33 protein-coding genes are annotated in these 26381 nt (G+C 63.0%); 30 read left to right on the top strand and 3 right to left on the bottom strand.

Features of this window, described 5'->3' with window-relative positions:
- Positions 1 to 11: 11 nt before the first annotated feature.
- From dhaL to JQ604_RS01605, 22 genes are all read left to right on the top strand, one after another.
- Complete coding sequence (gene dhaL / locus JQ604_RS01710) at positions 12 to 644, top strand: dihydroxyacetone kinase subunit DhaL (RefSeq protein ID WP_212352342.1); 633 nt, start codon at positions 12 to 14, stop codon at positions 642 to 644.
- A complete protein-coding gene (gene dhaM / locus JQ604_RS01705) occupies positions 637 to 1029 on the top strand; it encodes a dihydroxyacetone kinase phosphoryl donor subunit DhaM (protein ID WP_212352340.1) in 393 nt (130 codons plus the stop codon). Before dhaL ends, dhaM begins: the two co-directional genes overlap by 8 nt.
- Before the next feature lie 31 nt (positions 1030 to 1060).
- The gene (locus JQ604_RS01700; RefSeq protein WP_249157913.1) at positions 1061 to 1366 is read left to right on the top strand and encodes an HPr family phosphocarrier protein; all 306 of its coding nucleotides are present in this window, start codon (positions 1061 to 1063) and stop codon (positions 1364 to 1366) included.
- Position 1367: 1 nt separating this feature from the next.
- A complete protein-coding gene (gene ptsP / locus JQ604_RS01695) occupies positions 1368 to 2987 on the top strand; it encodes a phosphoenolpyruvate--protein phosphotransferase (RefSeq protein ID WP_212352336.1) in 1620 nt (539 codons plus the stop codon).
- Positions 2980 to 3402: a hypothetical protein gene (locus JQ604_RS01690; RefSeq protein WP_212352334.1), complete on the top strand. Its 423-nt coding sequence runs from the start codon at positions 2980 to 2982 to the stop codon at positions 3400 to 3402. Before ptsP ends, JQ604_RS01690 begins: the two co-directional genes overlap by 8 nt.
- 36 nt (positions 3403 to 3438) lie before the next feature.
- Positions 3439 to 4422, top strand: a complete 984-nt coding sequence (gene dhaK, locus JQ604_RS01685) for a dihydroxyacetone kinase subunit DhaK (RefSeq protein ID WP_212352332.1) — start codon at positions 3439 to 3441, stop codon at positions 4420 to 4422.
- A gap of 388 nt (positions 4423 to 4810) precedes the next feature.
- A complete protein-coding gene (locus tag JQ604_RS01680) occupies positions 4811 to 5020 on the top strand; it encodes a Flp family type IVb pilin (protein ID WP_212352330.1) in 210 nt (69 codons plus the stop codon).
- Between the two features lie 131 nt (positions 5021 to 5151).
- Positions 5152 to 5361, top strand: a complete 210-nt coding sequence (locus JQ604_RS01675) for a hypothetical protein (RefSeq protein ID WP_212352328.1) — start codon at positions 5152 to 5154, stop codon at positions 5359 to 5361.
- A 97-nt stretch (positions 5362 to 5458) separates the two neighbouring features.
- Positions 5459 to 5965 (top strand): A24 family peptidase, encoded by a 507-nt coding sequence (locus tag JQ604_RS01670; protein WP_212352326.1) that lies wholly within the window; start codon positions 5459 to 5461, stop codon positions 5963 to 5965.
- Between the two features lie 13 nt (positions 5966 to 5978).
- Positions 5979 to 6872, top strand: a complete 894-nt coding sequence (gene cpaB, locus JQ604_RS01665) for a Flp pilus assembly protein CpaB (protein WP_249157912.1) — start codon at positions 5979 to 5981, stop codon at positions 6870 to 6872.
- 14 nt (positions 6873 to 6886) lie between these two features.
- The gene (locus JQ604_RS01660) at positions 6887 to 8086 is read left to right on the top strand and encodes an AAA family ATPase (RefSeq protein WP_349631034.1); all 1200 of its coding nucleotides are present in this window, start codon (positions 6887 to 6889) and stop codon (positions 8084 to 8086) included.
- The gene (locus JQ604_RS01655) at positions 8083 to 9468 is read left to right on the top strand and encodes a CpaF family protein (protein ID WP_212352323.1); all 1386 of its coding nucleotides are present in this window, start codon (positions 8083 to 8085) and stop codon (positions 9466 to 9468) included. The genes JQ604_RS01660 and JQ604_RS01655 overlap by 4 nt, the downstream gene beginning before the upstream one ends.
- Entirely contained in the window at positions 9468 to 10397 is a 930-nt protein-coding gene (locus JQ604_RS01650; RefSeq protein WP_212352321.1) for a type II secretion system F family protein, read from the top strand. Before JQ604_RS01655 ends, JQ604_RS01650 begins: the two co-directional genes overlap by 1 nt.
- Positions 10394 to 11305: a type II secretion system F family protein gene (locus tag JQ604_RS01645; RefSeq protein WP_212352319.1), complete on the top strand. Its 912-nt coding sequence runs from the start codon at positions 10394 to 10396 to the stop codon at positions 11303 to 11305. Before JQ604_RS01650 ends, JQ604_RS01645 begins: the two co-directional genes overlap by 4 nt.
- A gap of 3 nt (positions 11306 to 11308) precedes the next feature.
- Positions 11309 to 11971 (top strand): methyltransferase family protein, encoded by a 663-nt coding sequence (locus JQ604_RS01640; protein WP_212352317.1) that lies wholly within the window; start codon positions 11309 to 11311, stop codon positions 11969 to 11971.
- A gap of 147 nt (positions 11972 to 12118) precedes the next feature.
- A complete protein-coding gene (locus JQ604_RS01635; protein ID WP_249157911.1) occupies positions 12119 to 12490 on the top strand; it encodes a hypothetical protein in 372 nt (123 codons plus the stop codon).
- 8 nt (positions 12491 to 12498) lie between these two features.
- On the top strand, positions 12499 to 13869 hold the full coding sequence (locus JQ604_RS01630) for a pilus assembly protein TadG-related protein (RefSeq protein ID WP_212352316.1): 1371 nt from the start codon (positions 12499 to 12501) through the stop codon (positions 13867 to 13869).
- Positions 13869 to 14291 carry a TadE/TadG family type IV pilus assembly protein gene (locus tag JQ604_RS01625; RefSeq protein ID WP_249157910.1) on the top strand — a complete coding sequence of 141 codons (423 nt, stop codon included), beginning with the start codon at positions 13869 to 13871 and terminating at the stop codon, positions 14289 to 14291. Before JQ604_RS01630 ends, JQ604_RS01625 begins: the two co-directional genes overlap by 1 nt.
- Positions 14292 to 14315: 24 nt before the next feature.
- The gene (locus JQ604_RS01620) at positions 14316 to 14567 is read left to right on the top strand and encodes a hypothetical protein (protein ID WP_212352313.1); all 252 of its coding nucleotides are present in this window, start codon (positions 14316 to 14318) and stop codon (positions 14565 to 14567) included.
- Positions 14568 to 14686: 119 nt separating this feature from the next.
- Entirely contained in the window at positions 14687 to 16348 is a 1662-nt protein-coding gene (locus JQ604_RS01615) for a type II and III secretion system protein family protein (RefSeq protein ID WP_212352312.1), read from the top strand.
- An 11-nt stretch (positions 16349 to 16359) separates the two neighbouring features.
- Positions 16360 to 16761, top strand: a complete 402-nt coding sequence (locus tag JQ604_RS01610; protein WP_212352311.1) for a hypothetical protein — start codon at positions 16360 to 16362, stop codon at positions 16759 to 16761.
- 42 nt (positions 16762 to 16803) lie between these two features.
- Positions 16804 to 17340, top strand: a complete 537-nt coding sequence (locus JQ604_RS01605) for a tetratricopeptide repeat protein (RefSeq protein WP_212352310.1) — start codon at positions 16804 to 16806, stop codon at positions 17338 to 17340.
- A 72-nt stretch (positions 17341 to 17412) separates the two neighbouring features.
- Here JQ604_RS01605 and JQ604_RS01600 read toward each other — a convergent pair whose 3' ends face one another.
- Positions 17413 to 18216 (bottom strand): hypothetical protein, encoded by an 804-nt coding sequence (locus tag JQ604_RS01600; protein ID WP_249157909.1) that lies wholly within the window; start codon positions 18214 to 18216, stop codon positions 17413 to 17415.
- A 286-nt stretch (positions 18217 to 18502) separates the two neighbouring features.
- On the opposite strand from JQ604_RS01600, the gene JQ604_RS01595 reads away from it, so the two are divergent.
- From JQ604_RS01595 to JQ604_RS01585, 3 genes are all read left to right on the top strand, one after another.
- Positions 18503 to 19114 (top strand): ATP-dependent Clp protease proteolytic subunit, encoded by a 612-nt coding sequence (locus JQ604_RS01595; protein WP_212352309.1) that lies wholly within the window; start codon positions 18503 to 18505, stop codon positions 19112 to 19114.
- A 151-nt stretch (positions 19115 to 19265) separates the two neighbouring features.
- Positions 19266 to 19463, top strand: a complete 198-nt coding sequence (locus JQ604_RS01590; protein ID WP_212352307.1) for a hypothetical protein — start codon at positions 19266 to 19268, stop codon at positions 19461 to 19463.
- An 80-nt stretch (positions 19464 to 19543) separates the two neighbouring features.
- Positions 19544 to 19792 carry a hypothetical protein gene (locus tag JQ604_RS01585; RefSeq protein WP_349631040.1) on the top strand — a complete coding sequence of 83 codons (249 nt, stop codon included), beginning with the start codon at positions 19544 to 19546 and terminating at the stop codon, positions 19790 to 19792.
- A 39-nt stretch (positions 19793 to 19831) separates the two neighbouring features.
- Here JQ604_RS01585 and JQ604_RS01580 read toward each other — a convergent pair whose 3' ends face one another.
- Positions 19832 to 20245: a hypothetical protein gene (locus JQ604_RS01580; protein ID WP_212352305.1), complete on the bottom strand. Its 414-nt coding sequence runs from the start codon at positions 20243 to 20245 to the stop codon at positions 19832 to 19834.
- A gap of 399 nt (positions 20246 to 20644) precedes the next feature.
- On the opposite strand from JQ604_RS01580, the gene JQ604_RS01575 reads away from it, so the two are divergent.
- Positions 20645 to 21724: an AI-2E family transporter gene (locus tag JQ604_RS01575; RefSeq protein ID WP_212352303.1), complete on the top strand. Its 1080-nt coding sequence runs from the start codon at positions 20645 to 20647 to the stop codon at positions 21722 to 21724.
- Positions 21724 to 22161 (top strand): potassium channel family protein, encoded by a 438-nt coding sequence (locus tag JQ604_RS01570; protein ID WP_212352301.1) that lies wholly within the window; start codon positions 21724 to 21726, stop codon positions 22159 to 22161. The genes JQ604_RS01575 and JQ604_RS01570 overlap by 1 nt, the downstream gene beginning before the upstream one ends.
- 3 nt (positions 22162 to 22164) lie before the next feature.
- On the opposite strand, the gene JQ604_RS01565 is transcribed toward JQ604_RS01570, so the two are convergent.
- Entirely contained in the window at positions 22165 to 22833 is a 669-nt protein-coding gene (locus tag JQ604_RS01565; protein ID WP_212352299.1) for a helix-turn-helix domain-containing protein, read from the bottom strand.
- A gap of 15 nt (positions 22834 to 22848) precedes the next feature.
- On the opposite strand from JQ604_RS01565, the gene JQ604_RS01560 reads away from it, so the two are divergent.
- The 3 genes from JQ604_RS01560 (at position 22849) to JQ604_RS01550 (ending at position 26376) form a co-directional block, all read left to right on the top strand.
- Positions 22849 to 24930: a sensor histidine kinase gene (locus JQ604_RS01560; protein ID WP_249157908.1), complete on the top strand. Its 2082-nt coding sequence runs from the start codon at positions 22849 to 22851 to the stop codon at positions 24928 to 24930.
- Positions 24931 to 25224: 294 nt separating this feature from the next.
- Complete coding sequence (locus JQ604_RS01555) at positions 25225 to 25857, top strand: response regulator transcription factor (RefSeq protein ID WP_212352297.1); 633 nt, start codon at positions 25225 to 25227, stop codon at positions 25855 to 25857.
- Between the two features lie 144 nt (positions 25858 to 26001).
- Positions 26002 to 26376, top strand: coding sequence for a response regulator transcription factor (locus JQ604_RS01550; protein ID WP_212352295.1), 375 nt, complete (start codon positions 26002 to 26004; stop codon positions 26374 to 26376).
- Positions 26377 to 26381: the final 5 nt, after the last annotated feature.

Raw genomic sequence — 26381 nt, 5'->3', positions numbered from 1 at the left:
GATATTTCGCGATGTCGATGCAAGCCGAAACCTTCAAATCGCTGGTCAAGGTGGCCGCCGAGCAGGTCATCGCCAGCGCGCCGGAGCTGACCAGCCTGGACCAGGCGATCGGCGACGGCGATCACGGAACCAACATGAAGCGCGGCTGCGAGGCCGTGCTGGGCAAGCTCGATGCGATTTCGGCGCAGCCGCTCGACGAGGCGCTGAAGATGATCGGCAAGACGCTGGTGATGACGGTCGGGGGCGCCTCCGGGCCGCTCTATGGCAGCTTCTTTCTGGCCGCCGGCGAAGCGCTCTCGCACGACAAGCACCTGCCCGAGGATCTCGCCGACGTCTTCGGCAGCGCGGTCAACGCGGTCAGCGCGCGCGGCCGCTCGCATGCCGGGGAAAAGACCATGCTCGATGTGCTCGTTCCGGTGCTGGAAACGCTGAAGACGGCTGCCGGCGCACCGGACCTGATCGAACGTGTCAGGGCCACCGCGAATGAAGCCGTCGAGCGGACCGCGCCGATGCAGGCGACCAAGGGGCGGGCGTCGTTCCTCGGCGCGCGCAGCGTCGGGCATATCGATCCCGGCGCCCGTTCGAGCTGCGTTCTCGTGCAGGCGGTCTGCGCGAGCCTGGAGGGAAGACAAGATAATGAGTGACACCGTAGGCATCGTGATCGTCTCGCATTCGCGGGACATCGCCAAAGGCACCGCCGACATGGTGCGGCAGATGGTCGGCAGCGAGGTCAGGGTCGCCTTCTGCGGGGGCAATCCCGACGGCGGGCTGGGCACCAGCGTTCCCTCGATCATCGACGCCATCAATGATGCCTGGTCCGCCAAGGGTGTCGCGATCCTGGTCGATCTCGGCGGCGCCGAGACCAATAGCGAGATGGCGGTGGAAATGCTGGAGCCCGCGCGGCGCGACCACGTTGTCGTATGCAACGCGCCAATCGTTGAGGGCGCCGTGATGGCGGCAACCGAGGCGGCGGGGGGCAGCACACTGGCCCAGGTGAAAGCCGTGGCCGAGGAACTCTCTGCCGATTGAGACGTCGGCGAAGCGATGATGGAATATGACGATGTTGGACAAAGCGGACGGACAGATCTTCTCGGGCAACGTACGGCTGATTCACGCGGTGGGCATGCATGCGCGCCCGGCGGTCAAGCTGACCAAGCTCGCCAAGAAGTTCCAGGCCCAGATTTCCGTCCGGGTCGAAGGCGCAGCCGAGTGGATCAATGCCAAGAGCGTGGCCAAGATCATGGCGATGCGCGCGGCGCACGGCAGCACGATCGAGATCAAGGCCTCCGGCGGCAGTGACGCGGAAGCTGCGGTCGCCGCCCTGGTCAAGCTGATCGAAACCGACTTCCCCGACGAGGTGTCGTAAGATGCAGGGCGGCGCTCAGCACCTCGCCTACCGCGGCAGGACCGCCTCGATCGGCTTTGCCCATGGTCCGTTCGTCCGTGTCGATGCCGATACGAGCGGCGAGCGCGTTGCGGGCTCGCTGGTCGAGGAGGCGCTCGCGCTTCGCAAGGCCATCGACACGGCGAGCGGGCAGATCGCCGAGCTTGCGGCGATCGCCGGCGGCGAGGCCGCGCAGATTCTCGAATTCCAGGTCGCGCTGCTCGAAGACGAGGATTTCATCGAAGAGATCTTCGCGGCGATCGGCGAGGGCGATGCGGCCGACGTCGCGTGGCGGTCGGCGCTCGATGCGCAGATCGCGGACTACAATTCGGCCGAAGACGAATATCTGAAGGCGCGCTCTTCCGATCTCGCCGATCTGCGCGACCGCGTGATGACGATCCTGCGTGGCGGTGGCGCCGAGGCCCTGACGATCCCGAGCGGGGCCGTGGTCTGCGCCGACGATCTGCCGCCGTCGCGATTCCTGGAGATCGACTGGTCGGGCGGCGGCGGGCTGGCGCTGCTGCGCGGCAGTCCGACCAGCCACGTCGCGATGCTGGCGCGCGCGCGCGGCATTCCGATGGTGGTGCAGCTCGGCGCCGTCCCCGAGTTCGGAGCGACCGCCCTGCTCGACGGCGAGGGCGCCACGCTCGAGCTCGATCCGAATGCCGAACAGCTCCGCCTGTTCGAGAAGCGGCGCGACATCCATCGCAAGAGCCGGGCCTCTGCGCGTGCGATCCTGCGCCGGCCGACGGCCCTGTGGCGCGGCGAGCGTATCAAGCTGTTCATCAATATTCAGGGCGTCGGCGACCTCGCCCACGCCGACGCACAATATGCCGACGGCATCGGGCTGATGCGCACCGAGTTTCTGCTCAGCGAGCCGGGCGGCCTGCCCGACGAGGAGGCCCAGTTCGCGGCCTACGATGCGGTCCTGCGGTGGGCCGGGGAGCGTCCGGTCACCATCCGCACTTTCGACGCCGGCGGCGACAAGCCGGTGCCGGGATTTACGACCGACGGCGAAGCCAACCCCTTCCTCGGCGTTCGCGGCTTGCGGCTGTGCCTGGCGCGGCCCGAGATCTTCACCGTCCAGCTTCGTGCGCTGGCACGCGCGGCCGTGCGCGGCAATCTCAAGGTCATGTTCCCGATGGTCACCTCGGCCGACGAGCTCGAGGCAGGGCGGAAGCTGTTCGCCGACGTGGTGCAGCGCTTGCAGGCCGAGGGCATTGCCGCGATGCTGCCTGAGCTCGGAATCATGGTTGAGGTCCCGGCGGCGGCGCTTTCGGTCAACACCTTCAAGGCCGCCTTCTTCTCAATCGGCTCGAACGATCTCGCGCAATATGTCCTGGCCTGCGATCGTTCCAACGGAGCTCTAGCCCCCTTGATGGATCCCCTGCATCCGGCCGTGCTCGAACTGATCGCGCGGACCGCGGAGCACGGCCGACGCGCCGGTGTCAGCGTCAGCCTGTGCGGCGACATGGCAAGTGACCCGCGCTGCGTCCCTGCGCTGTTGAACTGCGGCCTGCGCGAGCTGTCCGTGACCACGTCGGCGCTGGCGCAGATCAAGCAGACCATCGACCGTTTGAGCGGCGGAGGCGGCCTTGGCTGACACGGCGACCGATGAACCGGCAGAGGCCGGCGCTGTTGCGGTCTACAAGCGCATCTTCAAGGAGGTGCTGGAGAGCCGCCCGTCGGGCATGCGGCTTCGCCTCGCGCATGCCATGGGCAAGAACCGCAGCTTCGTCAGCCAGATCAGCAATCCGGCCTATCCGGTGCCGATCCCGGTGCAGCATCTCAACACGATCTTCGACGTCTGCCACTTTCCGCCGCAGGCCAAGACCGCGTTCCTGCGCGCCTATGCGCGCGCGCATCCGCGCCGGATCGGCCGGCTGACCGAAGGCTCGCACGAACGGACCTTGACGCTGCATCTGCCGGATCTCGGCAGCGCAAAACGCAATGCCGAACTGGATGCGCTGCTGCAGGAGTTCGCACGGCGCCTTGTCGCCATCATGCGGGAAAAATAGCCGCGAGGCGCTGGGAGACGGAGAGGGGAGGAGACCATGAAAAAATTCATCAACTCGGTCGATCACGTGCTCGCGGAAAGCCTCGATGGTTTCGCGGCCGCGCATGCCGATCTCGTCACGCTCGGTGCGGAGCGGAAATTTGTGCGGCGCCGCGAGCTGGACCCACGGAAGGTCGCGCTGCTGTCGGGCGGCGGCAGCGGGCACGAGCCGCTGCATGCGGGCTTCGTTGGCTATGGCATGCTGGATGCCGCCTGTCCCGGCCAGGTCTTCACCTCGCCGACGCCGGACCAGATTGTCGAGGCCGCGCAGGCTGTAGCTAGCGAGGCCGGCGTGCTCTTCATCGTGAAGAACTATGCGGGCGACCGCATGAATTTCGAGATGGCAGCCGAGATCGCCGAGGGCCGCGTCGCCACCATCGTGACGGACGACGACGTCGCGGTCGAGAACTCGACCCACAGCATCGGGCGCCGCGGCGTCGCCGGCACGCTGGTCGTCGAGAAGATCGTCGGCGCCGCCGCCGAGAAGGGCCTCAACCTCGAAGGCTGCGTTGCGCTCGGCGAGCGCGTGAATGCGCGGACCCGCTCGATGGGCGTGGCGCTGACGAGCTGCACCGTGCCTGCCGCGGGCACGCCGACCTTTGCGCTCGCCGAGGACGAGATGGAGGTGGGCGTCGGCATTCACGGCGAGCCCGGCCGGCGCCGCGTCAAGCTGGAGCGGGCCGATGCGATCGCCCTCGAGATGACGACCGCGATTGCCGAGGATCTCGGCGCGCGCGAGGGCTCCGAGGCACTGCTGCTCGTCAACGGCTTTGGCGGCACGCCCACGATCGAGCTCTACCTGATGTACAACGCGGCGCGCCGAATGCTCGAGAAGCGCGGCCTGCGTATCGTCCGCTCGCTGGTTGGCAGCTACGTCACATCGCTCGACATGGCCGGCTGCTCGCTCACGCTGAGCCTGCTCGACGCCGAGACATCAGCGCTCTGGGATCATCCCGTGCGCACGGCTGCATTGAAATGGTGATCACGGTCGTGAGCGACGCTGATCCTTGCATTGCGTTGCCGGCCGACGACCGCCGGGGCCTCGGTTGAGGCCTGCACCGGACCTTCTCCCTCCCTGAAACTTGGCCGTGTCCGTCGGACACGGCTTTTTTGTGTCGACAGCTCCGGCGTTTTCTTCCGATCGATGACGACAAATGGGGATACGCAGGACGCTGCCGTCGGCCTTGTGTCACAAGCGCCATGGGTTGATGCGAAAGCCTGCCACTATCCATCGCGGACGGCGCCTTCGCCAGCTGCGTTTACCTTGTCCCGGAGGTAATCCCAAATTTCCCGGCGCGCTATCTTGGTCCGTGATTATAAATTGATCCCGTTGGCATCGCCAAATTCATCTCTAAAGAAGGAATTTTTCCATGCTGAAGTACTACATCAAGACCACGGAAGCTCTGAAGCGTCTGCGCACCGACCAGGACGGTGTGGTGTCGTTCGAGTACATCATCGTCGCTGCCTGCATCATCGGCGCAGTGGTTGCTGCGTTCGGCACCGGCACCGGCGGCGCGATCTCGAACGCGCTGACCGCTGGGATCACCGCCATCACCACCGCCTTCACCGCGGCCGTATAATTACGGGTATCATGCCCCGGAGGGGGGCAGCGGAATCTGGCCCCCCACTTTTTTGAGGCGTGCATTCAAGAACTGGATAGCTGCCGCAAGCTCTGAAAGTTCTGCCTTCGGGCAAAAGAAGGGTTCCTTCTATGTTGAGCTATCGCGTTAAGTCCAGGGACGCATTGAAGCGTCTGCGCACGGACGAAGGCGGCGTGGTGTCGTTCGAATACATTATTGTGGCGGCTTGCATCATCGGCGGAGTGACTGCTGCGTTCGGCACCGGAGCTACTGGTGGTATCGGGACGGCGCTGAGTGGCGCGCTGGCCGTTGTCACCGCCGCTTTCACTGCAGCCGTGTAATGCAGGCATCTTGCGCCTGAGGGGGCATCGGAATCTGCCTCCCATTGTTTTGAGGCATGTATTGAAACGTGCCCGCTTTTTTTAAGGCGTGCGTTTGATGAGTTGGATTGTTTCCATAACCTCGTTTCTCGAAATCCTGTTGCTGCTCTATGTCGCAACGATCGATGTTGCGACGCGATTGATCCGAAACGAGATCTGTTTGGTGCTGGCGCTCCTCGGGGTTGTCGGTCAACTCGCCATCCCGATGCAGCTCGTCGAATCCGTGATATCAGCGACGATCCTGTTCTTGCTGCTGTTCATGATCTACCAGTGGGGATGGATCGGCGGCGGCGACGTCAAGTTGCTGGTCGCTTTGGCGATCGGCCTCCCGCTGACCGGCGTGATTCAGTTGCTGACCATTACCGCGCTGGCCGGCGGCGTTCTTGCCATGGTGCATGTGATGATGCGCCTCCTGCCATATCCCAGGCTCGCGCCTGCCGGATCATCGCTCGTACGCCGCGTCTACGCCATCGAGCGTTGGCGCCATTTGCGACATGCGCCGCTCCCGTACGGGGTTGCCATAGCGTGCGGTGGCATCTGGACCATTTTCAGCAAAGGACTTTGACATGTCATCCGCTTTGCGCCTCTCGATCATCATGGTGTTCTTCTTCGCGGCAGTCGCCCTCGGGCTCATCGCCTACAACATGAACCTGCCGAAACAGACCCCGGTCGCACAGGTCACGGAAACCGCGCCGCCGCCGGCGCCTCCCACCGCCAGCTACTTCGTCGCGGCACACCCGCTGCCGAGGGGGACATTGGCCCGCGATGAAGATTTCACGGTACGCTCGGTGTCGCCGGACAGCGTTCCTGCGGGGGCAATCCTCGATACGCCCGACGCCAGGATCGGACTTCGCGGATCCCTGGTTCGTAACTTCCTCGACACCGGCGCTCCCGTGACGTCAAAGGACGTGGTGCGTCCGCGCGAACGGGGGTTCCTCGCCAGCGTGCTGGCACCGGATAGCCGGGCCATCAGCATCAACGTCGACGCCGCCTCCGGAGTTTCCGGTCTGGTCTGGCCGGGTGACTATGTCGATGTCGTGTTGACCCAGGAGTCGACGGCCGCGAGCGAAAAGCAGAATCCGGATCACCAGCATGGCACGCTGAGCGAAACCGTCGCTTCCAATGTTCGCATTGTCGCGATCGACCAGGAGATCGTGCAGGGCGGCTCGGCCGGCAACGCCTCGGCCGGCAAGGTGGCGCGTACCGTATCGTTGGAGCTCGCGCCGGAGCAGGTGAAGAAAGTCGTGGTCGCAGGGCAGCTCGGCAAGCTCTCCCTCGCCGTACGGTCGGCCGTCGATCGACAGGATTCGGAGGACAGCGACACGACGGTGGTGATCTACGCCCGCAATAGCGGCACGAAATACTCAGTCAGGAGAGATGACGCCGGCACACGCACGGCGTCGTCTGGCGATCTGTCGCCGGGAGCTGCCCGGTCAAAGTCGGTCGCGTCGGCCGAATCGTCACGTCGGTAAGGGTGGAGGCAGAAGTGATCGCTAACATTGCAGTGGTAAGTCCGGCTGAAGAATCCGCCTCTGTCGTCGCCCGCGACCGGATCGTCTGTTTCGTCAACGACGATCTCAGTGCCGCGGCTCTGCGCAAGGGCCTCGAAGGCAGCAATCTGTCGATCCGGCGCGGCACGATCCGCAATGCGATCAAGATGCTCGAAACCGATACCGAGATATCCGCGCTGGTGACGGACATCAGCGGAATCGATGATCCCTTCACCGAACTGGAAAGGCTGGCCGGCGTCTGTCCGCCCGACGTCCGGGTGGCTCTGATCGGTGAGAGCAGGGAGATCACCTTCTACCGCGAGCTGATGGAGATCGGCTTGACGGAGTATCTGCCGCGGCCGCTGACCCGGGACATGGTGCTGGACCAGCTGCGGCCGAAGCTGCTTGGCGATGTCGCGCCCAGCCCCGATCGCGGCGGGCATGTGGTCTCGATCTGCGGTGCGCAGGGTGGCGCCGGAGCAACGAGCATTGCCATCAACCTGGCGCTCCAGATCGCCGAGACCACGAAGGCGAAGGTCGCGCTGCTCGATCTTCATCTGCAGGGTGGCGAAACGGCCGTGATGTTGGGCGTGCAGCCCGGGCCGGGCTTGCGCATCGCCCTGGAAAACCCGATGCGGGCGGACACGCTGTTCCTCGAACGCGCGGCAATCGACGTCAACGAGCGGGTCTGCCTGATTTCCGCCGACGAGGAGCTGGACGCGCAGCTCGACATCACTGAAGCGGGCGTGAGGCACGTGCTCGGTCTGCTCCGGCAGCGGTTCAATTACATCGTCGTCGATGTGCCCGTCCCGTTCCCGCCCTCGATCCATCCGGTGATCACGCTCTCCCGCCACGTGCTGGTGTTGCTGGAGGCCGAAGTGACCGGACTTCGCAATGCCCATGCACTCCGCACCGCCGTCACCAATATCGCCGGCAAGGATCGGGTCTTTACCCTGCTCAACCGTGCCGATCGCGCCGGCGGCCTGCCCAGGGCAACGATGGTCAAGGCCCTGGGCGCAGAACCGGACATGGTGATCCCCGATCTCGGGAAGGGGATGACCCAGGCGGTCAATCTCGGAATTCCGGCTTTGAAGCACGTATCCGGGCTGCGGCGTCACCTCGCCCCGATCGTGCGGGAAATCACCGGTGTCGGCGCCGATCGGAAGGGCATGTTGAGAAGGCTGCTCGGGCTATGAAAAGGTTTGGTAGGCGCGAAGAAGACACACCGGCAACTCGTTTGCCTGCATTGACGCCAAGCTTGCCTGCGTCGACGCCGAGCTTGCCTGCAGCTCCGCCAAGGCGCGAGGACTCCGCGGTGCAGCGTCCGGTGATGCCGGCTTCGCTGCGCGAACGGGTCATCGAGCAGATTGAGCCGTCGGTGGCGGCGACCGTCACGCGCGATGTCCTCCGGCGGCAGATCGAGGAAATCATCCACGGCATCGCCAACGACGAACGGCTCGAGCTGTCGGGCCGCGAGCAGCTTCAGCTGGCGGACGAGATTGCGGACGACATGACCGGCTACGGGCCGCTCCGTCCGCTTCTGCTGGATCAATCGATCAACGACATCATGGTCAACGGGCCGAGCAATATCTACGTCGAGCGCAGCGGCAAGCTGGAGCGTGTCGCGGTGAGGTTCCGCGACAACGACCACATCGCGTCGGTCGCGCAGAAAATTGCTTCGCAGGTCGGGCGCCGCGTCGACGAATCCAGCCCGATGGTGGATTGCCGCTTGCCGGACGGCAGCCGCGTCAACATCATCTTCCCGCCGCTCGCGATCCACAGCCCCTGCATATCGATCCGAAAATTTCCGAGCCGCCGCTTGGACATGGCCGGGATGATCCAGAACGGCTCCGTGACTGCGGCGATGGGACAATTGCTGGAGATCGCCGCCCGATCCCGGCTGAATGTCCTGGTCTCCGGCGGTACCGGTTCAGGCAAGACGACGCTGCTCAACGCGCTGAGCCAGTTCATCGACCACAGTGAGCGCATCGTCACCATCGAAGACGCCGCCGAGCTGCAGCTTCAGCAGCCGCATGTGATCAGCCTGGAGACCCGGCCTCCCAGCCTGGAAGGGACGGGGCAGGTGACGCAGCGCGACCTGGTGTGGAATGCGCTGCGAATGCGTCCCGATCGGATCGTCGTCGGCGAAGTGCGCGGCGCCGAGGCGTTCGACATGCTGCAGGCGATGAACACCGGCCATGACGGTTCGATCTCCACGGTGCACGCCAACAGTGCCCGCGACGCAATGACGCGTATCGAGAACATGGTGCAGATGGGGCAGCCAAATCTGCCGCTGCGGGCGATCAGGTCCCAGATCGTCGCTGCGCTGGATCTCATCGTGCAAGTCGAGCGCATGCGCGATGGACAGCGTCGTGTCGTCCAGATTTCCGAGGTGATCGGGCTGGAAGGCGATGTGATCACGACCAACGACATCGCGGCGTTCGAGTACGAACAGGAGGATGTTCACGGGCGGATATCGGGCTCCTACAGGTCCACTCACGCGGTCCCGAAATTCAAGAGCCGTCTTGTCTATTTTGGGCTCGATCGGGCCTGGGCCGAAGCCATGAGGCAGCTGTAATGCCGGACTTCCTGACCACGATTGACCTGGTGCTGCTGGTCTGCTCGGCCGCCATCGCGCTGTGGCTCGACGCGGCACAGCGACGCATGGATCGGCAGGTCGCCAAAGCTCTGCCGGTCTCAGACCCGGCGGCATTGCCCAACATTCGTCGCCTGGAGGCCGGATCCCGCTGGCCGCTTTTCTTCCGCCTGATCGATTACAAGCCCGGGATCGCCTATGCCTTCCACCCCGCCTATGTGGTGTTTGCCGGCGCGATTGCTGCCGCTGCTATCCTGTATGCCAATAGCGTGCTGCAATTCTCCAACGTCTACGCGTATCCGGCGGCGGTCCTTGTCGGGTTCCTGATGGTGCGGGGCCTGTTCGGCTGGCAACGACGTCGTATCGCCAATCTCCTGTTTCGACAGCTGCCCGACACGATCCAGCTGGTGACAAGCACCGTTCGATCCGGGCTGCCCGTGACCGAAGCATTTCGCACCATTGCGCGCGAGATGCCGCAACCGACGGCCGGGCAGTTTGCCGTCGTATGCACCGAAGTCAGCCTGGGAAGACCTCCCGAGGAGGCCATCGAGGCGATCTATCGGCGAACCCAAGTGACGGAATACGGGATCTTCGCGGTCACCCTTGCGGTCCAGCTGAAGTCGGGCGGCAACCTGACCGAAACCTTGCAGACACTGGGCGATACGGTGAGGCAGCGCGTTGCGCTGGCTGCGCGCGCCAAGGCGCTGGCCGGTGAGGTGATCTTTTCCTCACGCGCGCTTTCGGTCTCGCCCGTCATTGTGGGTGGATTGCTGTACCTGATCAATCCGCAGACCGTCGATCTGCTGATCTATGACCCGACCGGAAACAGGCTGCTGGCCTACGCCGCAGCCTCCGTGATCATCGGGTCCCTCGTCATACGCTGGATGGTCAGAAGGGAAACTGAACTATGACCCTTGGTCTCAGTCTGGTCGCCCTCGCCATCGCACTTGCGGCCGTGACCGCGGCCCTGATGATCCGCGAGCTTCACATTCGTTCGTTGAACGTGCGGGTATCAAACGCCGTGCTCGGCGTTCCCAGTCGGTCGGCGCCCTTAGGGGATGTGACGGGCTGGCTTTCGTCGCTCGGCACGCGATATCGGCGCTTCTACTCCGCGGAAAATCTCGACCAGCTCAAGGCGATCGTTCAGTCGTCGGGTTTGAATCCTCATCGCACCATGTCGATCTGGATCGGCCTCAAGACCGTCTGCATGTTCGTGTTTCCGGTCACTGCCTTGCTCGTTGGGCAACTTCTCGGCAAGCCGCTGAGCGATGTGCTGATCTTCTGCCTCATCGGCGTGGTGATCGGCATCATGGGGCCGCGGTTGGTCCTGCTGGTGCTGAGGCGGCGCTTCAATGCGGCCATCCGGCAGGGCACGCCCGACATGATCGACTTGCTGGTCGTCTGCAGCGAAGCGGGAATGGGCCTGGAGAGCGCGCTGGAACGCGTGGCGGAAGAGATGAACCAGACCAATCCCGCCATGGCCCGGGTCCTGCACGGACTTCTTGATGACTTGCGGATTTTGCCAAATCGCAGCGAGGCGTTCGAGAAACTGGCGTTGACCTCGGAAGGACTCCGGCGGTTCGGCACAATGGTCAGCCAGAGCCTGCAATACGGCACGCCGCTGGGCCAGGCGCTGCGCAGTATCGCCATCGACCTCCGGCGAGAACGTATCACCAATCTGGAGGAAAGGGCGCACAAGCTCGGCGCCAAGCTGACCATTCCGATGGTGCTGTTCCTGCTTCCGGCCATGTTCGTCATCCTGGGCGGCAGTCCGTTTCTGCACCTCGTGCGCACATTCTCAAGCATTTCGGTGAAGTGAGCCATGAACACGCTGACCCTGTCGAAGAACCCGTCGCCGTCGAAGAGTCGGCCCTATGAGTGGACGATGCAATTGCTCGGCAGCATGTGGTTCATGTTGCTGGCGCTCTGCGTCGCCATCAGAATTGGATCATTTACCGATCCCTGGCCATCGCTGCTGTCGAGCGCTTGCCTTGCCATGTTCTACATGCTGCTGGCGCTGCTGATCCTGACGAGATCGCCGGCAAAGGCACATGCGGACGGGATCATGCCGAGAATAACAGCATTCGTCGGCTCCTATATGCCGTGGACGATCTCCTTCTTCGGCAAGACCGACGAGGCGTTGCCGAACCTGCTGTCGACCGCTTGCGTGCTGATCGGCCTGGTCTTGATGCTCGTCACGATCCGGCACCTGGGGCGGTCGTTCAGCCTGGTGCCGCAGGCGCGTTCAGTCGTGCAGACCGGCCCCTATCGATGGATCAAGCATCCGCTGTATTTCGCGGAAGAGATCGTGATCGTGGGTGTCGTGCTGCAATACCTGACGCCAGTCACGGTGCTCGTGCTGGTCCTGCATGTCGGCGTTCAGGTGTGCCGGATTCTCTACGAAGAGGATCTGCTGCGGCGCACTTGCCCGGAGTATTCCAGTTACGAAGCATCGCGCTGGAGATTGGTCCCTTACGTTTGGTGAGCGGCTATGCGTGGCCGAATTGATATCGTTCAAATTGCTCGCACTCGGAGTCGGCATCCGGACGTGCCAGGTGCCTGTCGAGGCGGGCGCGCGAGCAAAAAAAAATCTCTCGTCGCGGATCAACGCGGCGCCGTCGCGTTTGAGACAATGTTCGTCTACGCGTTGATCGTGGCGTTTCTGCTGATGCCGCTGGCCGACCTGGCCGCCGCGGGCCTCCGCTTCGTCGCCGCGTGGTCGGCGTTGCGTTCATTCGGGCAATACATCCAGTACAAGACCCCGCTCGGTGCCGACGGCTCAGTGAGCTGGGGGACAGGCTTCCAGACAACAGTCAATGGTTATACGATCAGCAATATCCGGGTTTGGTGCGGAAGCAGTTTGTGCTCCTCAGGCAATCTTACCCAGATCCCCAAGTACTTCACATTTTCAACGACCGTCACTCTGGCTCCGATTGTGTGGAGGCCGGTGCTGTGTCCCACCTCCTGTACGTACACGCTATCTCACTCAGAACGCTTCCAGTAGGTGTTGCCATGCGTAATCTGCTCCGCTCCGAACGAGGCGCCGCCGCATTCGCAACAGTCATCGCCCTCCTGCCGCTCATCGGAGCGGTCGCGCTCGGGGCTGAGGCCGGATCGTGGTACGTCACCAGGCAGCAGGGGCAGAACGCCGCCGATGCGGCGGCCTACGCGGGCGCCTTGCGGCTTTCGTGCACGATCGCCGGTGCGACCTGCGAGGCATCATCAGTGGATACGCGGAGCAGGGAATTCGCGGCGCAGAACACGTTCTGCAACGCCGGCGATTCCTATGCAGGCTGTGCGACCAGCCTTCCGAGCCAGATTTCGCGGGCCGTGCAGGTCGATATCGGCAATTACAGCGCGGGCTCGTTCACGACGCCGGCCGTGGGCACCGGTAACGCCGTTCGCGTCAGGGTCAGCCAGCAACAGCCGGCCTATTTGGCGGCGGTGTTGGGTGCGACCAACCCCGTCAACATCCCCGCCCAGGCCATTGCCATGGTTCAGAATCCGAGCAAAGTGTGCGGCCTGGCGCTTGGTCCTGATCCGAACGGTGGTGGTGGGGCGCTGAAAATTGCCGGCAACGTCACCAACAACGGAACGGGCTGCCCCCTGATGTCGGATGCGAGCGTCCAGCTCGCCAGCACGCCATCTTTCACCGGTGCGGGGTGGGGCATCTACGGTGCCACTGGCTGTGGTCCAACCGGCACCTGCAACGCTGTCAGCGTAACGCACAACTACTTCATGCCTCAAGCGACGGATCCTCTGCACGGACTGCAAACTGCGTCCTTCAACACGAGGACCGGCAACACCAACAGCAATTCTACAAAGGTGACATGCCCCGCCACCAACCCCCTCACCGGACAACCATACCCCAATGGCAGCAAGTGCTATAACCTCCCGCCCAACGACACCAGCGGCGCGTATAGCGGGAATTTCAACTGGGGCACCCAAGACTATGTGACGTTTACCGGGTCAGGGACGTATTTCTTTTACAATGCATCGATCAATATGACTGGCGCAACCGTCACGGGCACGGCTGTCAACATCGTGTTGCTCGGCAATTCGAGCCTCACGATCAATGGCGGCAACGTCAATCTCACCGCACTCGCCAACAACACGACATACCCCGCTCTGAGCGGGGTTCTGATTGACGATCAAACGACCGCGAACGTTAACATTGGCGGCAACGGCGTGATCAAGCTCGCGGGCGCGATGTACTTCCCTAAAGCAGATGTGTCGTACGGCGGGACGACTCAACCCACCAATTCGACCTGTTCGCAGGTGATCGCCAAGACCTTGACCATGACCGGTAGTGCGTACCTGAGCACGGATTCGTGTGTTCCGTCCACGATCGCCTACACCCAAGTCGTCGCGTTGGTGCAGTGATGAGAAAACTCAACAATCGCGGCATGGCGTCGTTCGAATTGATCTTTATCTTCGTGCCGCTTTTCACATTGATCTTCGCTATTTTCGATTTGGCGCGCTATGCGATCACAATGCAATCGTTGCGCACGCTCTCGAGCGCCGGCGCGCGGGCGATGATGATCCAGTGCTACACGCCTGCCATAACCGGTTTGACGCCTGGCACGTCGCCCTCGAGCTGCACCGGCGACTACCTCTCGGCCACGCAGAAGCAGACGGCTGCCCCCTTCCTGTACAGGAATGGTAGTTCCGCACCGACAGTCAGCACCACTTCGGGATCCGGCAAACTGACGGTGACGGCCTCCCAGGCCGGCTTCGCCATGGTGATGCCGATCTGGGGCGCATCATTGAACGCGCCGAGCGCCTCCACAGTCGTCCCGTTCTAGGAACATTGTCCTGGAATACCCGCCTTGCTCGAAGTCCGAAAATCCGTAGAAGCCGCGCCAGGCGGTGCGGCCGGTATGCTTATGCTGCAAGATAGTTCTCGTCAGGTCGACCAAGTGGTGCTCGCTGGCAACATCGCGAAACTTTCGCTGGCGCTGCGGCAAACTGGCGATGGTCGCGCCTTGCAAGGATGCGGCGCGAAGGAAATGATCTTGAGCGTTATTTGCGACCGTCGGAATCGGTGGAAGTTTTCTGCGGTGCCGAAAAACAGGAAGTAACGGATTTGTAGTGGGACCGACGTAAGCTCTCCGACGTGGCGCGCGAAGGAGAGCTTGTTCGGAAGTCCGATACGTAGATTTACGGGGACAGCTGCGGATTGCGGCGAGGGGGAATCGAAATGGGTGGCGGTCGCATTTCGAGATGGGAAGGAGCAAGGCTTTTCGCCCTGAGCGTGATGGCTCTTGGCCCGGCGCTTGTGCTGCTTGATTCCGTTGACACCGCGGCCGCGGCAGACCGCCGCACTTCCTCGGGCGGCGGCGTCTTCGTCAGCGAAATGAACGACGTCCAGCGGGTCAAGGTGGTCGTCAACAAGTCGCGTACGTTCAAGGTCGATGCGGCCTTTTCGACGATTGTCGCCGGCTCGCCTGATATCGTCGACGTGAAGTCGCTGAGCGATCACCTGATCTATATCCAGGGCAAGCAGACCGGCACCACCAACGTCATCCTGTTCGACAGTTCGATGAAGCAGATCGGGATTCTCGACGTCGAAGTCGTGATCGATACCGGCAATCTGCAGCAGAACATCCGGTCCGGCACCGGCATGCAGGGTATCCGCGTAGTGGCTTCCGAGGGGCAGGTGGTGCTCAGCGGAACCGCTGTTGACGCGGTGGCCGCCGAGCGAGCCATGACCATCGCCACCAACACCGTTGGCAAGGGAGGGACCGTCGTCAACGCGATGAGCGTCGCTGCGCCGCAACAGGTGATGCTGGAGGTGCGTTTCCTTGAGGTGAATCGGGACGCCGGTCGCAACCTGGGCGTCAACCTTTATGCGGCGAATGCCAATGGGACGAATGTGGGGAATACGGGGGTAGGCGGTGTGACCGCTGCAGGTCGAACACCGATTGGCGGTATCAACACCGCCAACGGTCCCCTCGGTGCTGGCGGGGGCGCCGTCGGCTCTCCCCCGACCGGTAGCCTTCCGGTGCTCGGAACGCTCGGGACGCTCGTTGGCGCCGCGGGTGGTGTGGCACCTGCGCCGTTCGGAAGCTTGTTGACCAGTATCGTCCGGACGTCCAGCGGCGGCTCAATCGACCTGTTGATCTCTGCTTTGGAAACCAAAGGATTGGCTCGCCGCTTAGCGGAGCCAAACTTGACCACGCTTTCCGGCGATGCCGCTCGCTTCCTGGCGGGCGGCGAGTTCCCAGTGCCGGTCGCCTCGACGGCGGTCGCGGGCGCTCTGCCGACCGTAACCATCGAATTCAAGAAGTTCGGCGTCGAGCTTGCGTTCGTGCCCACCGTTCTCTCGCGCGGCGTGATCAACCTTCGGGTCGAGCCGTCGGTCAGCGAGCTTGATTTCTCGAATGCGGTGCAGATTGCGGGGACGATCGTTCCGGCCTTGACCCGCCGCGACGCGCGCACCACGGTCGAGTTGCGCGACGGCCAGAGCTTTGCCATCGCAGGCCTGCTGCAGACCCGCAACCGGCAGGACGTTTCACAATTGCCTTGGATTGGCTCGGTGCCGGTGATCGGAACCTTGTTCAGCAGCAAGTCCTACCAGCAGCAGGAAACCGATCTCGTCATCATCGTGACGCCGCGCCTGGTCGCGCCGTCGGCGCCCGGCCAGCAACTGGCCTCGCCGCTCGACTCCCGTCTGCCGGCCAACGACGTTGATTTCTTCCTCAACGGCCAGATGGAAGTGCGCAAGCGCTACGACGATTACGTCAATTCCGGCGGCGACGTGAAGGGCCCGTACGGCCACATCATCGCGCCGAACGCCATCGTGCCCGTACCGGCGCCGGCGGTGGTATCCGATCAACCCGTCGTCAAAACCCTCAATTGAGGACGCGAGACATGACCAAGAGTTATCTGGCAATTCTCGCGGTGCTGCCGCTGGGGGGCTGTTATGGCCTCTATGGCCACGACGAGGTGGACCGCTACTTCCAACGCTCCGACACCCTCACGATGAGCGCCGGCGACGCCAAGCAGGTGAACGCCGTCACCCATACGATCCACCCATGGCCGCGAAATGTCGGTGATCGCCGGATTGCGTACGACGCTCGGCGCGTGGGCGCCGCCGTGACGCGCTATGGCACCACGAAACAGCCCGTGGATCAGCTTCCCGACATTAGCGAAGCGACGAAACAGCTGGGCGTGCGGCCTACCGCAACCCAGAACATCAACGTGGAAGGATTGCCGCCAGGAACAGCTTCTGGCGTGTCGGTGCCGGTCGGCGGTGCAGCAGCGGGTAGGTAAAGCAGCCAAGAGGCCGTATGAGCCGGGGCGGGGACAAGGGTTATGCGGCGTGTAGTTTTGATACTGACTTGTTGCTTGTTGGGGACGGGCCTTGCGGCATGTGACCAAACAACGCGGGATGCTGCGATCCTCGCTCCCGTGGATCCGGGTGGCCCGGACCCCGTGCAGGAGCCGACGGACGTCAAATATTATCCTTCGGACGAGCCCGTGCGGCTCGGGCTGGAGCATTTCAACCGCGGCAACTACGGAATCGCCCAGCGCTATTTCAAGGATGCTGTCGAGAAATCGCCGAAGGACGTGACCGCCTGGGTTGGACTGGCTGCGAGCTATGATCGGATCCGTCGGTTTGACCTGGCTGATCAGGCCTATGCGCAGGCGATCAAGCTGGGCGGCGAAACCGTTCAAATCCTGAACGACCAGGGATATTCCTACATGCTGCGCGGCAATCTGAGCGCGGCGCGGCGGAAGTTCGAGAAGGCCTATTCGCTCGATCCCGGCAACCCGGTGATCGCCAATAACCTCGAGCTTCTGAACGGTAGCCGGCGGTTCATTGAAAGGCCGCCGAACAATCAGCCGTGAAGCGTGGTCGATTGATCTTGTCGATGTAGGCTGGAAGGCGCGGCTTGGAATTCCAGACGAGTCAGGTGTGGTCTAATACGCCGGCAACACCGCGTCGACCTTGTCTTTCCTGACAATGATGATCGCCCCATTTCGGATCGCGAAGCGGGCGCCGGCCAATCTGGGCATCTTTTCCGTGAGCGCTGACGGCAGAGGGATTGTTCCTCCCGTGACGGGATCGCCGACGTTAACGGCTGGCGTCGCCGAGCCCGCAAACGGCGCAGGCTTGATGTACTCACGGATCAACTGAGCTTCCTCGCGCGAAAACGTGAGCGCTGCCGGTTTGGGCAGATTTTCGGCCAAGGCCTTTTCGGCGGCAGCCTTGATCTCCGCGACTCTGGCCTTCTCGGCCAGCTCGTAGCTCGCTAGCCGTTCCCTCAGGGGAAGCAATTCGCGCTGCAGCGAGGCGATTTCGGCTTTCAGCGATTTGATCTGAGTGAGTGCGACCACTCCGCCGGCGCAGATCGTGAGAACGAGCAAGGTCAGGAGCGCAAAGACCCCGCCGCCAATCCGCCCGGTTCTGCGCGAGGCCGTCATAGGCGGTGCATCGCGCTCCAGATGACTGTGCCAGATGTGCCGCAGTCGATCGAGCCTTGCGGCGATTGCCTCGAGCAGGCGTTGTCGGCGCGAAACCTCTGGCGTGTGCGGCTCGAGCCCGAAGCCCAAGTCGTGCGAACTCAAGTCTCGCGTCAGGAAAGCAGGCGCATCCGCGGCGCGACCGATCGCAATAGGCTGATTATTCTCGGAGGCGTTCTGATCCGGATCGGCTCGGTACGGAACCTGCGAACCGTCAGTTTGGTCGTCCGCGACGACTCTTCCATCAGGAGCTTTCAACAATCCGGCCTCCGTGGAATTGAGATTATCATGCCTGCTCAGTATTGGCGATTGCCTAACGCGGCGCCGGACTTTCAGAGGTCTGTTCCGGAACGGGCTAACCATCGATCGCGACCGCCCGATCTGCGATCGCTGCTGGCTTGACCTATGTCAAGCGAGGGCGCGGCGCCTGCCGTACGGCTGATCAACCATCATGATCCAACGCCAAGTTCGAGGAGCTCTCATGCCGCGTGGGCTTCGCACGGCTCGGACGAGGCACCCGACCGGGTGCGGCGTGGCGATCACGCTCATGTTGATGTCGACAAGCTGTCTCGCGATGGAGTTCTCGCGGATCATTGGCTGCCGCGGAGACGTCTTGAAGCTCAGCGGCGACATCGCAGACGGCGACTTTGTGAAGTTTCGCGCACGCGTCGGCAGCGAGCGCCGCATTATCGGCCTCGATCTCAATTCGGGCGGCGGCTCTCTCCATGAAGGTCTCCGCATCGCCATGCTGGCGCAGCGGCGGCAGATGGCGACTTATGTGTCCGGCGAATGCGACTCGGCCTGTGCCTTCATCTTCCTGGCGAGCCGGAAGCGCTACGCCGCGCCCGATGCCAAGATCGGTGTCCACTCGGTCGGCAACATGCAGGGCAACGAGGACAGCGGGACGCTGCGCGACACGATCAGGCTCGCGAGACTGTCGGCCAAGCTCGGCATTCCCACGTCTGCGATCGGCAAGATGGTGACGACCCCGCCGGGAAAGATCGCCTATCTCGGCAAGGAGGAGCTGGCCGCCCTCAAGGTTGCGATACGCAATCCCTTCGATCGCATGGCCCACTCGGCCAACACCGCTGCATGCGGTGTCGCCGTCTCGAAGGAGGAAAATGTCGCTCCCGGTGGTAACACTGCCAAAGGCAGCTGAGTCGTCACATGACCTCCGCGGCTGACAACGCCGTCAGCGGCACTGTTGCTGGCGCGGATGAATTGCCGCGTGGCCCATTTGGGTCAGGCGCCGTGCCGCGCATGATCGTGAGACTTCTGGCACAAACTGCACTGGTCAAGGCGATCCCGTGGTGACCTACAATCGCATCATGGGGTATGGCAGCGACGAATTTCGCGGAGCACAAGGAGCGGGTCGATCGCCCGTCTCGCGCAACTGGTTGCGTCCTTTGCTCGACATGATCGACGGCGATATCGCCTTTCGAACGATCGTCATGATGGCAGGGCTGCTGTCGAGCGCGGCGTTCGCCTTCGGATTGATGTGGCTCTGAGCCGGTTCCTGTTATCCAGAATTCAGTGCGCCGAGATCGGCGCCGTTGGGCGTCGAGGCTATCCCGCGGTTCGGTTTGGCATCGTCTCGGTAGCGATCCTTTTCGTGAGCACGCAGCCGGCGCCGGCCTTGCCGCTGACGCCGTTCCGCGATGAGGTCCAGGCCCAACGGCACTGTCCCGGTGACACCGTGGTCTGGCTCGATTTCCAGCGTGGGCGCTACTATCTGAAGGGACAGCAGCGATACGCCCGCGGCTTCAACGGCAGCTTCGTGTGCAGGAACGAAGCCCGCGACAGCGGATATCGGCGATCGCTGCTCGGCCTTCGGTGAGATCATCGAACGCCGCTAGCGCGCACCTCGTCGGTCGATCTACCAGCCGTAATAGCGCGGCCGAGCGTAATAGCCGTAGCCGCCATAGGCAGGCGGGCAATAATAGTCGGATGCGTAACCGTATCCGCCACCATATCCATAGCCGCCGCCGTAATAGGGATAGCCGTAGCCGCCATAGTAGGCTGAGCTCGCGATGGCACCGCCCACGATCGCGCCGGCCGTGGCCGCGCCCAGGCCCCAGCCACGATAGCCCCAGCCGCCACGATAGCCCCAGCCACCGCGATAGCCGCCCCAGCCACCACGATAGCCCCAGCGGACCTGCTGCACGGCGTCGTTGTCGACCATGGCTTTCATGGCGGCGACATCGGTCGGCAAGGGGGCTGCGTGGCTCGCGCCTACGCCGATCGTGGCAGCAAACAGGGTCGCGGCCAGCAATGCTTTGGTGATTTTCATGACATCCTCCGCCCTCGGGTGACACAAACGGTCCTGATCGAAACAGCGGCTGCTGATCACGACCAAATTCAACATCGTAACGCGGCAAGCGTGTCAGCGGCCAACGGGCGGGCCTTGATTTGAATCAAGGCGACCGCGTCCCGCGGGAAGGGCGGACGAACCTGCACCTTGGGACAATTGCCGCGGCCGACCGTGCACGCCTAAAGGGAGCTGCGATCGCGCATCGATCCTGGCCGTGATCGCACCTGGACGAGATGCGGCGCGACCTCGGTTCTTTACCCCCGAACCGGGGTCGTGTCGTTTGCGACGAGGGCCGCTTGATCTGAATCAAGCAGCGCATGGTGCCGCGATGGCACCGCTTGAGCACGTGCCTGCTGATGCTCAAGGGGAAGCGCGCACTTGAAAACCCTTCGCCAAATCGTGGCCGGAGACGACTTCATCCAGCTCGCCATTCGTCTCGGACTGCTGGCGCTGCTGATCTACTGGTCGTTCGTGCTGGTCCGCCCCTTCGTGCCGATCCTGGCCTGGAGCGTCGTGCTCGCGGTCGCGCTCTATCCTGTCTTCACCTGGTTGACCGGCGCGCTAGGTGGCCGCTCCGGCCTCGCAGCCATCATCCTGACATGCGTCGCGCTGGCAATCGTCATTGGCCCCGCGGCCTGGCTCGGCATTGGCGCCATCGAGGGCGTCAGGGGTATCGCGGATCAATTAAGTGACGGCCATGTCGCCGTGCCGTCGCCGCCGGAGGGGATCAAGGACTGGCCGCTGATCGGCGCGCCGCTCTATGAGTTCTGGGACCGTGCGTCGACCAATCTGCGCGCGGTGCTGCGCGAAGTGGTGCCGCATCTGAAGCCGCTGGCCGGCATCCTGTTCACCTTCGCAGGCAACGCCGGTGTCGGGATGCTGAAATTTCTCATGGCGGTCGCGCTGGCTGGCGTGCTGTTTCCCTACGGCTCGCAGCTGGCCGCGGCATGCCGCGGCTTCCTGTCCCGCATCGTGCCGGAGCAGAGCGAGCACTTCCTTGATTTGGCGGGTGCGACCATTCGTGCAGTCTCCCAGGGCGTCATCGGGGTGGCCGTGCTGCAATCCCTGCTGGCGGGCATCGGCTTCAAGCTGGCGGGGATTCCGAGCGCCGGGCTGCTGGCCTTCGCCGTGATGCTGCTGGCGATCGTGCAGATCGGCGCCGCGATCGTGCTGCTGCCCGTCATGATCTGGATCTGGTCGGCCAAGGATTTTACCACCGCGTTGTTGCTGACGCTGTTCTTCCTGATCGTCGGCGTGATGGACAATGTGCTGAAGCCGCTGGTGATGGGGCGTGGCCTGACAACGCCCACGCTCGTCATTTTCGTCGGCGTGATCGGCGGCACGCTGGCGCATGGCATCGTCGGCCTGTTCATCGGCCCGATCATTCTGGCGGTCGCATGGGAACTGACGACCGCCTGGATCCGCGACGACCGCGCCCCGCTGGCGAAGGAGCGATGATGTTGCTTCAGCTCCTGGTGGGATCGTCTGTGAGTGCGATCAATATCGCGATCCACTCATTGTGGACCGTCGCGGTGATCGGACTGGTGCGGGGGATCGCACTCGGCACGGCCGGACGGCCCGGCCTGCAGCTCAGTGGCGTGATGGTTGCGACCGCGCTGGTGCTGATGCTGGCCCACATGCTGGAAATCGTGGTGTGGTCGCTGGCCTATTGGGTGCTCGGCGCGGCGCCGCCCGGCAGCGATCTGCTCTATTTTGCTTTCGTGAACTACACCACGCTCGGCTATGGCGATGTCACGCCGGTCAAAGCGTGGTCGCTCACCGGTCCGATGGCCGCCATGAACGGTATCCTGATGTTCGGCTGGTCGACCGCGGTCCTGTTCGAGGTGCTGCAAAAGACCATCGAGCGTCAGACAGGCTTGCCGAAACCTTCCTGAACCTCAGGTGTCCAATGCGGCCAGCTGATCGCGATCGACCAGCATGATCTCGCGCTGGTTCGAACCGAGGAAGTTGAGCGCGCCATAGGCGTGCAGCTTGGAGAGCGCGCGCGAGACGGTCTCGAGCGTGAGGCCAAGATAGTCGGCGATGTCGCGCCGGCACATCGGTAGCGCAACGACGCCGACGCCGGTGAGCCGGCGATCCATTTCGAGCAGGAAGGCGGCGACCCGTTCCAGCGCCGTCTTGCGGCCGAGCAGCAGCATGTGGTCTTCGGCATGCTGCAAATTGCTGGTGGTCATGACCAGCAGATTGTGGGCGAGGGCGGAGTCGGCATGCGCCACGCGCTCCAGGCTCATCCGTTTGGTCAGCCGGACCGTCGTATCGACGATCGCTTCGGCGGTAAAGCGGTGCGTTTCTGCATTCTCCAGACCGAAGATGTCGCCGACCAGATGGAAGGCACCGATCTGACGGCGGCCGTCGGACAGAAGCTTGTAGCTGCGGACCGCCCCGGAGACGATCTGGTAGACGTACTCTGCTGGCTCCTTCTCGCCGTAGATCTCGGTACCTCTTCGGTAGTGGAATTCGCTGATGGCGAAGCTGGAGGGGGTGGCGGTCAATCCGCCAAGAATGCTGGGCACATTGGCCGGTCGTGCGTTGCCGTGAGCAAACATGGACCAACTCCCTGCTTGTACTGGACCGTCGGCGTCGGCAATGGGTCGAAATTCTGTTTCCGCGCGCTGTGGTCTACGATGGCTGCAGGTGCAATCTCTATTGATCTTGAGGTCATTGTCCTAAAGGACAGGGTGCGCAGAACGCGACAATTTGTTCGTAATTGGCGCGCGCCCTCTCAAGTTGCTTTCAGTTTTCACGGTTATGGCCAGGTGGTAGGCTTCCGCATCCGTTGGTCTCCGGCTCCGAACGCTATGGGCAAGGCAATTCGGCTCTCTGGACTGATCATCCTCCTGGTTGCGCTGCTCCCGCCGGTTGGCCTCCGGGCGCAAGAGATGCGGCCGCATTCCATGCTGGTGCTCGACCAGTCCGATCGGCGCGGGCCGTTCTACTATCAGATCTTCGCGGCGCTCAGGGCCGAGGTTGGCGCCCACGCGCACGCTCCGACGACGGTCTATTCGGAGAGCCTCGATCTCACCCGCTTCGGCGGCGAGGCCTACGAGGACAGCCTGCGGCAGTTTCTCGAGACGAAATACCGCGATCGGCCGATCGGCGTGGTCGTCGCAGTGGGGACTGCGGCGCTGGAACTCGTGCTGCGGTGGCGACCAAGCCTGTGGCCGCAAGCGCCGGTCGTCTTCGCCCTGGTCGAGGAAACGGAATTCGCCCGACTGCGCCCGCCGTCCTTCGTGACCGGCGGTATCGTGGCCACCAAATTCGCCGATGCCGTCAAGGCGGCGCGCGCCGTCGTCCCGAATCTGACGACGATCGCCCTGGTCGCCGAAGACTGGAAACGTCAGCTCGTCTTCCACAATTGGAAGGAAGAGGTCGAGGCCGGCGCCACCGACGTCCGCGTGATCGAGATCATCGGTCTCCCCATGGAGGAAGTGCTCGAACGGGTGTCAACACTCCCCGAGAACAGTGCGATCGTCTATTCCGGGCTCTATTCCGGTCGTACGGGCAGTTACCAGCCTCCCGCCGAAACGCTGCGGCTCGTTGCCGCAAAAGCCAATCGGCCGATCATCGTTGCCTCGGAGACCTTCATCGAGCCGGGCGGTATCGGCGGCTTCGTGCTTGTCCCGACAACCATCGGCACGGATGTGGCGAGGAGAGCTCTTCGTATCCTGGACGGCGAGATACCGGAGAGACTTCCGCCATCGGTTATCGACGCGGTGAAGCCGGTCTTCAATTGGCACCAGATGCAGCATTGGAACGTCAGCGAAGCCAGCCTGCCTGCCGGTAGCAGGATCGAGCTTCGCGAGCCGACCGTCCTCGAAAAATATCGCTGGCGCGCGGTTATGCTCGCCGCAGCGCTGCTGGTCCAAGCCGTGCTGATCGCCTTTCTGCTGCATGAACGGCACTTGCGGCGCAAAGCCGAGATCGAGGCCCGCAATCGCCTCTCGCAACTCGCCCATATCAACCGGCAGGCGACGGCCGGCGAGCTCTCGTCCTCGATCGCGCATGAGCTCAACCAGCCGCTTGGCTCGATCCTGACCAATGCCGAAACGGCCGAGTTGATCCTTGGCGGCGTGAAGCCCGACCTCGCCGAGGTGAGGGAAATCATCTCCGACATCAAGCGTGACGATCTGCGCGCCAGTGAGGTTATCCGCCGGATGCGCAGCCTGCTGAAGCGTGCACCATTTGAGACAAAGGAGATTGATCTCAACCTGACCATGCGCGAGGCGTTCGACTTCCTTGCGCTGCAGGCTTCGGCGCGCAACGTCGCCTTCTATCTGCAGACCTCGCCGCAGGCGCTGCGCGTCAAGGGCGATCCGGTCCAGCTGCAGCAGGTCATTCTCAACCTGATCGTCAACAGCATGGATGCGATGGCCAAGATGCCGTACGGACGCACCATCATCGGTCGCACCGAAGTCGATGGCGATGCTTCGGCCGTGATTTCGATCTCCGACTCCGGTCCCGGGATACCGCAAGACAAGCTCAACGATATTTTCGATCCGTTCTTCACGACAAAGGAGCAGGGAATGGGAATCGGCCTGTCGATCGCGCGGACCATCGTTCTGGCGCACAGCGGTCAGATCTGGGCGGAGAACCAGTCTGGTGGCGGAGCCGTATTCCACCTCTCGTTACCGCTCGCGGCGTGAGATGTTTCGTCGGACGGAACGCTTGGGATTAATACGAATGCAGGACTTCCCGGCAGCTTTCTTAAGGTTCATTTTAGCAAGTGGTTACGTCGGTCGATCGGCTCCATTGACGCTGTCGACCGGCGACCGATGATGGGACAGCGGCTTTCCTCCGAAGACAATTTTCGGACAAGCGCTGGCCGCAGCTAGCCGGCAACGCCGCCGCGGCTGCGCCCAAGAAAATTCATCGATAGCTGGTCCTGAGGTTAAGCCGTGAATCGTCTTTCCTTGCCGCCGGTCGCGTAGGAGAGAAAAGTGCCCGGCTTCGTTCACATCGTCGATGACGACGCATCGTTTCGTACGGCTCTTGAGCGCCGCCTCAGGCTGGCGGGCTATTGCGTCGCGACCTACGCATCGGCGCTGGAACTGCTCGATCGGCTGCCGGACAATGAAGCCCCCGGCTGCATCTTGCTCGATGTGCGCATTCCCGGCATGAGCGGTCCGGAGTTGCAGCGGCGACTTAACGAGTTGGGGTCGACGCTTCCGATCGTTTTCTTGACGGGGCACGCCGACACTGCGACCACCGTGCAGGCGATCAAGGCGGGCGCCGAGGATTTTCTGACCAAGCCGATCGCGTCGGAACAATTGATCGAGGCCATCAATCGCGGCATTGCGCGTCACGATGTGGCGCGCAGCCAGCGCACCCGGCTCGATGCGCTCCGGACGCTGTTGGCCAAATTGACCCCGCGCGAGCGGCAGGTGTTCGATCTGATCGTGCGCGGCAGGATCAACAAGCAGATCGCCTTTGAGCTTGGCACCACCGAGCGGACGGTCAAGGCGCATCGTCATCAGGTGATGGAGAAGATGCAGGTGCAGTCGCTTGCGGAGCTGGTTTCGATCGCAGAGCGGCTCGGCACGCGCGAGGCCGACGACAAGGAGCAGGGCTGACGGCCGGCCATGGCCGTCCTGTCCCATGGGACAATATGAAAGCTTCTTGACGGGGCATATCTGGAATCATCGGCCGCGTGACATCGAACGTTGCGGCTGGCGGCTGAGATCTTGCTCCCACCGGCAGATAGGAGCCTCGATACCTTGTCGACCGCGAAATCGATCTTCGTCGTGGATGATAATCCCTCGATGCTGCGCGGCATCGGACGGCTGCTCCGCGAATACGGTTTCGCATCCAGATTGTTCGAGACGGGCGGAGCCTTGCTGAGGCATGGCGGTTTCGAGGGCGCGCTGTGCCTGGTTCTCGACATCAACCTCAGCGACGGTTCTGGAATCGAGCTGCGGCATCGTCTGGCGGACCAAGGGGTCGATGTGCCCGTCATCTACATCACCGGAAACGACAATCCGACGACGCGCATGGCGGCCATGGCATCGGGATGCGTGGCCTATCTGACCAAACCATTCACGGCGAATTCGCTGATGGAGCCCATTGAGCAGGTCGTGGCTCGCGTCTCATAGCCGCG

The sequence above is a fragment of the Bradyrhizobium jicamae genome, from assembly GCF_018130695.1.
Lineage (GTDB): Bacteria > Pseudomonadota > Alphaproteobacteria > Rhizobiales > Xanthobacteraceae > Bradyrhizobium > Bradyrhizobium jicamae_B.
This window is presented reverse-complemented; position numbering and strand designations above follow the sequence as displayed.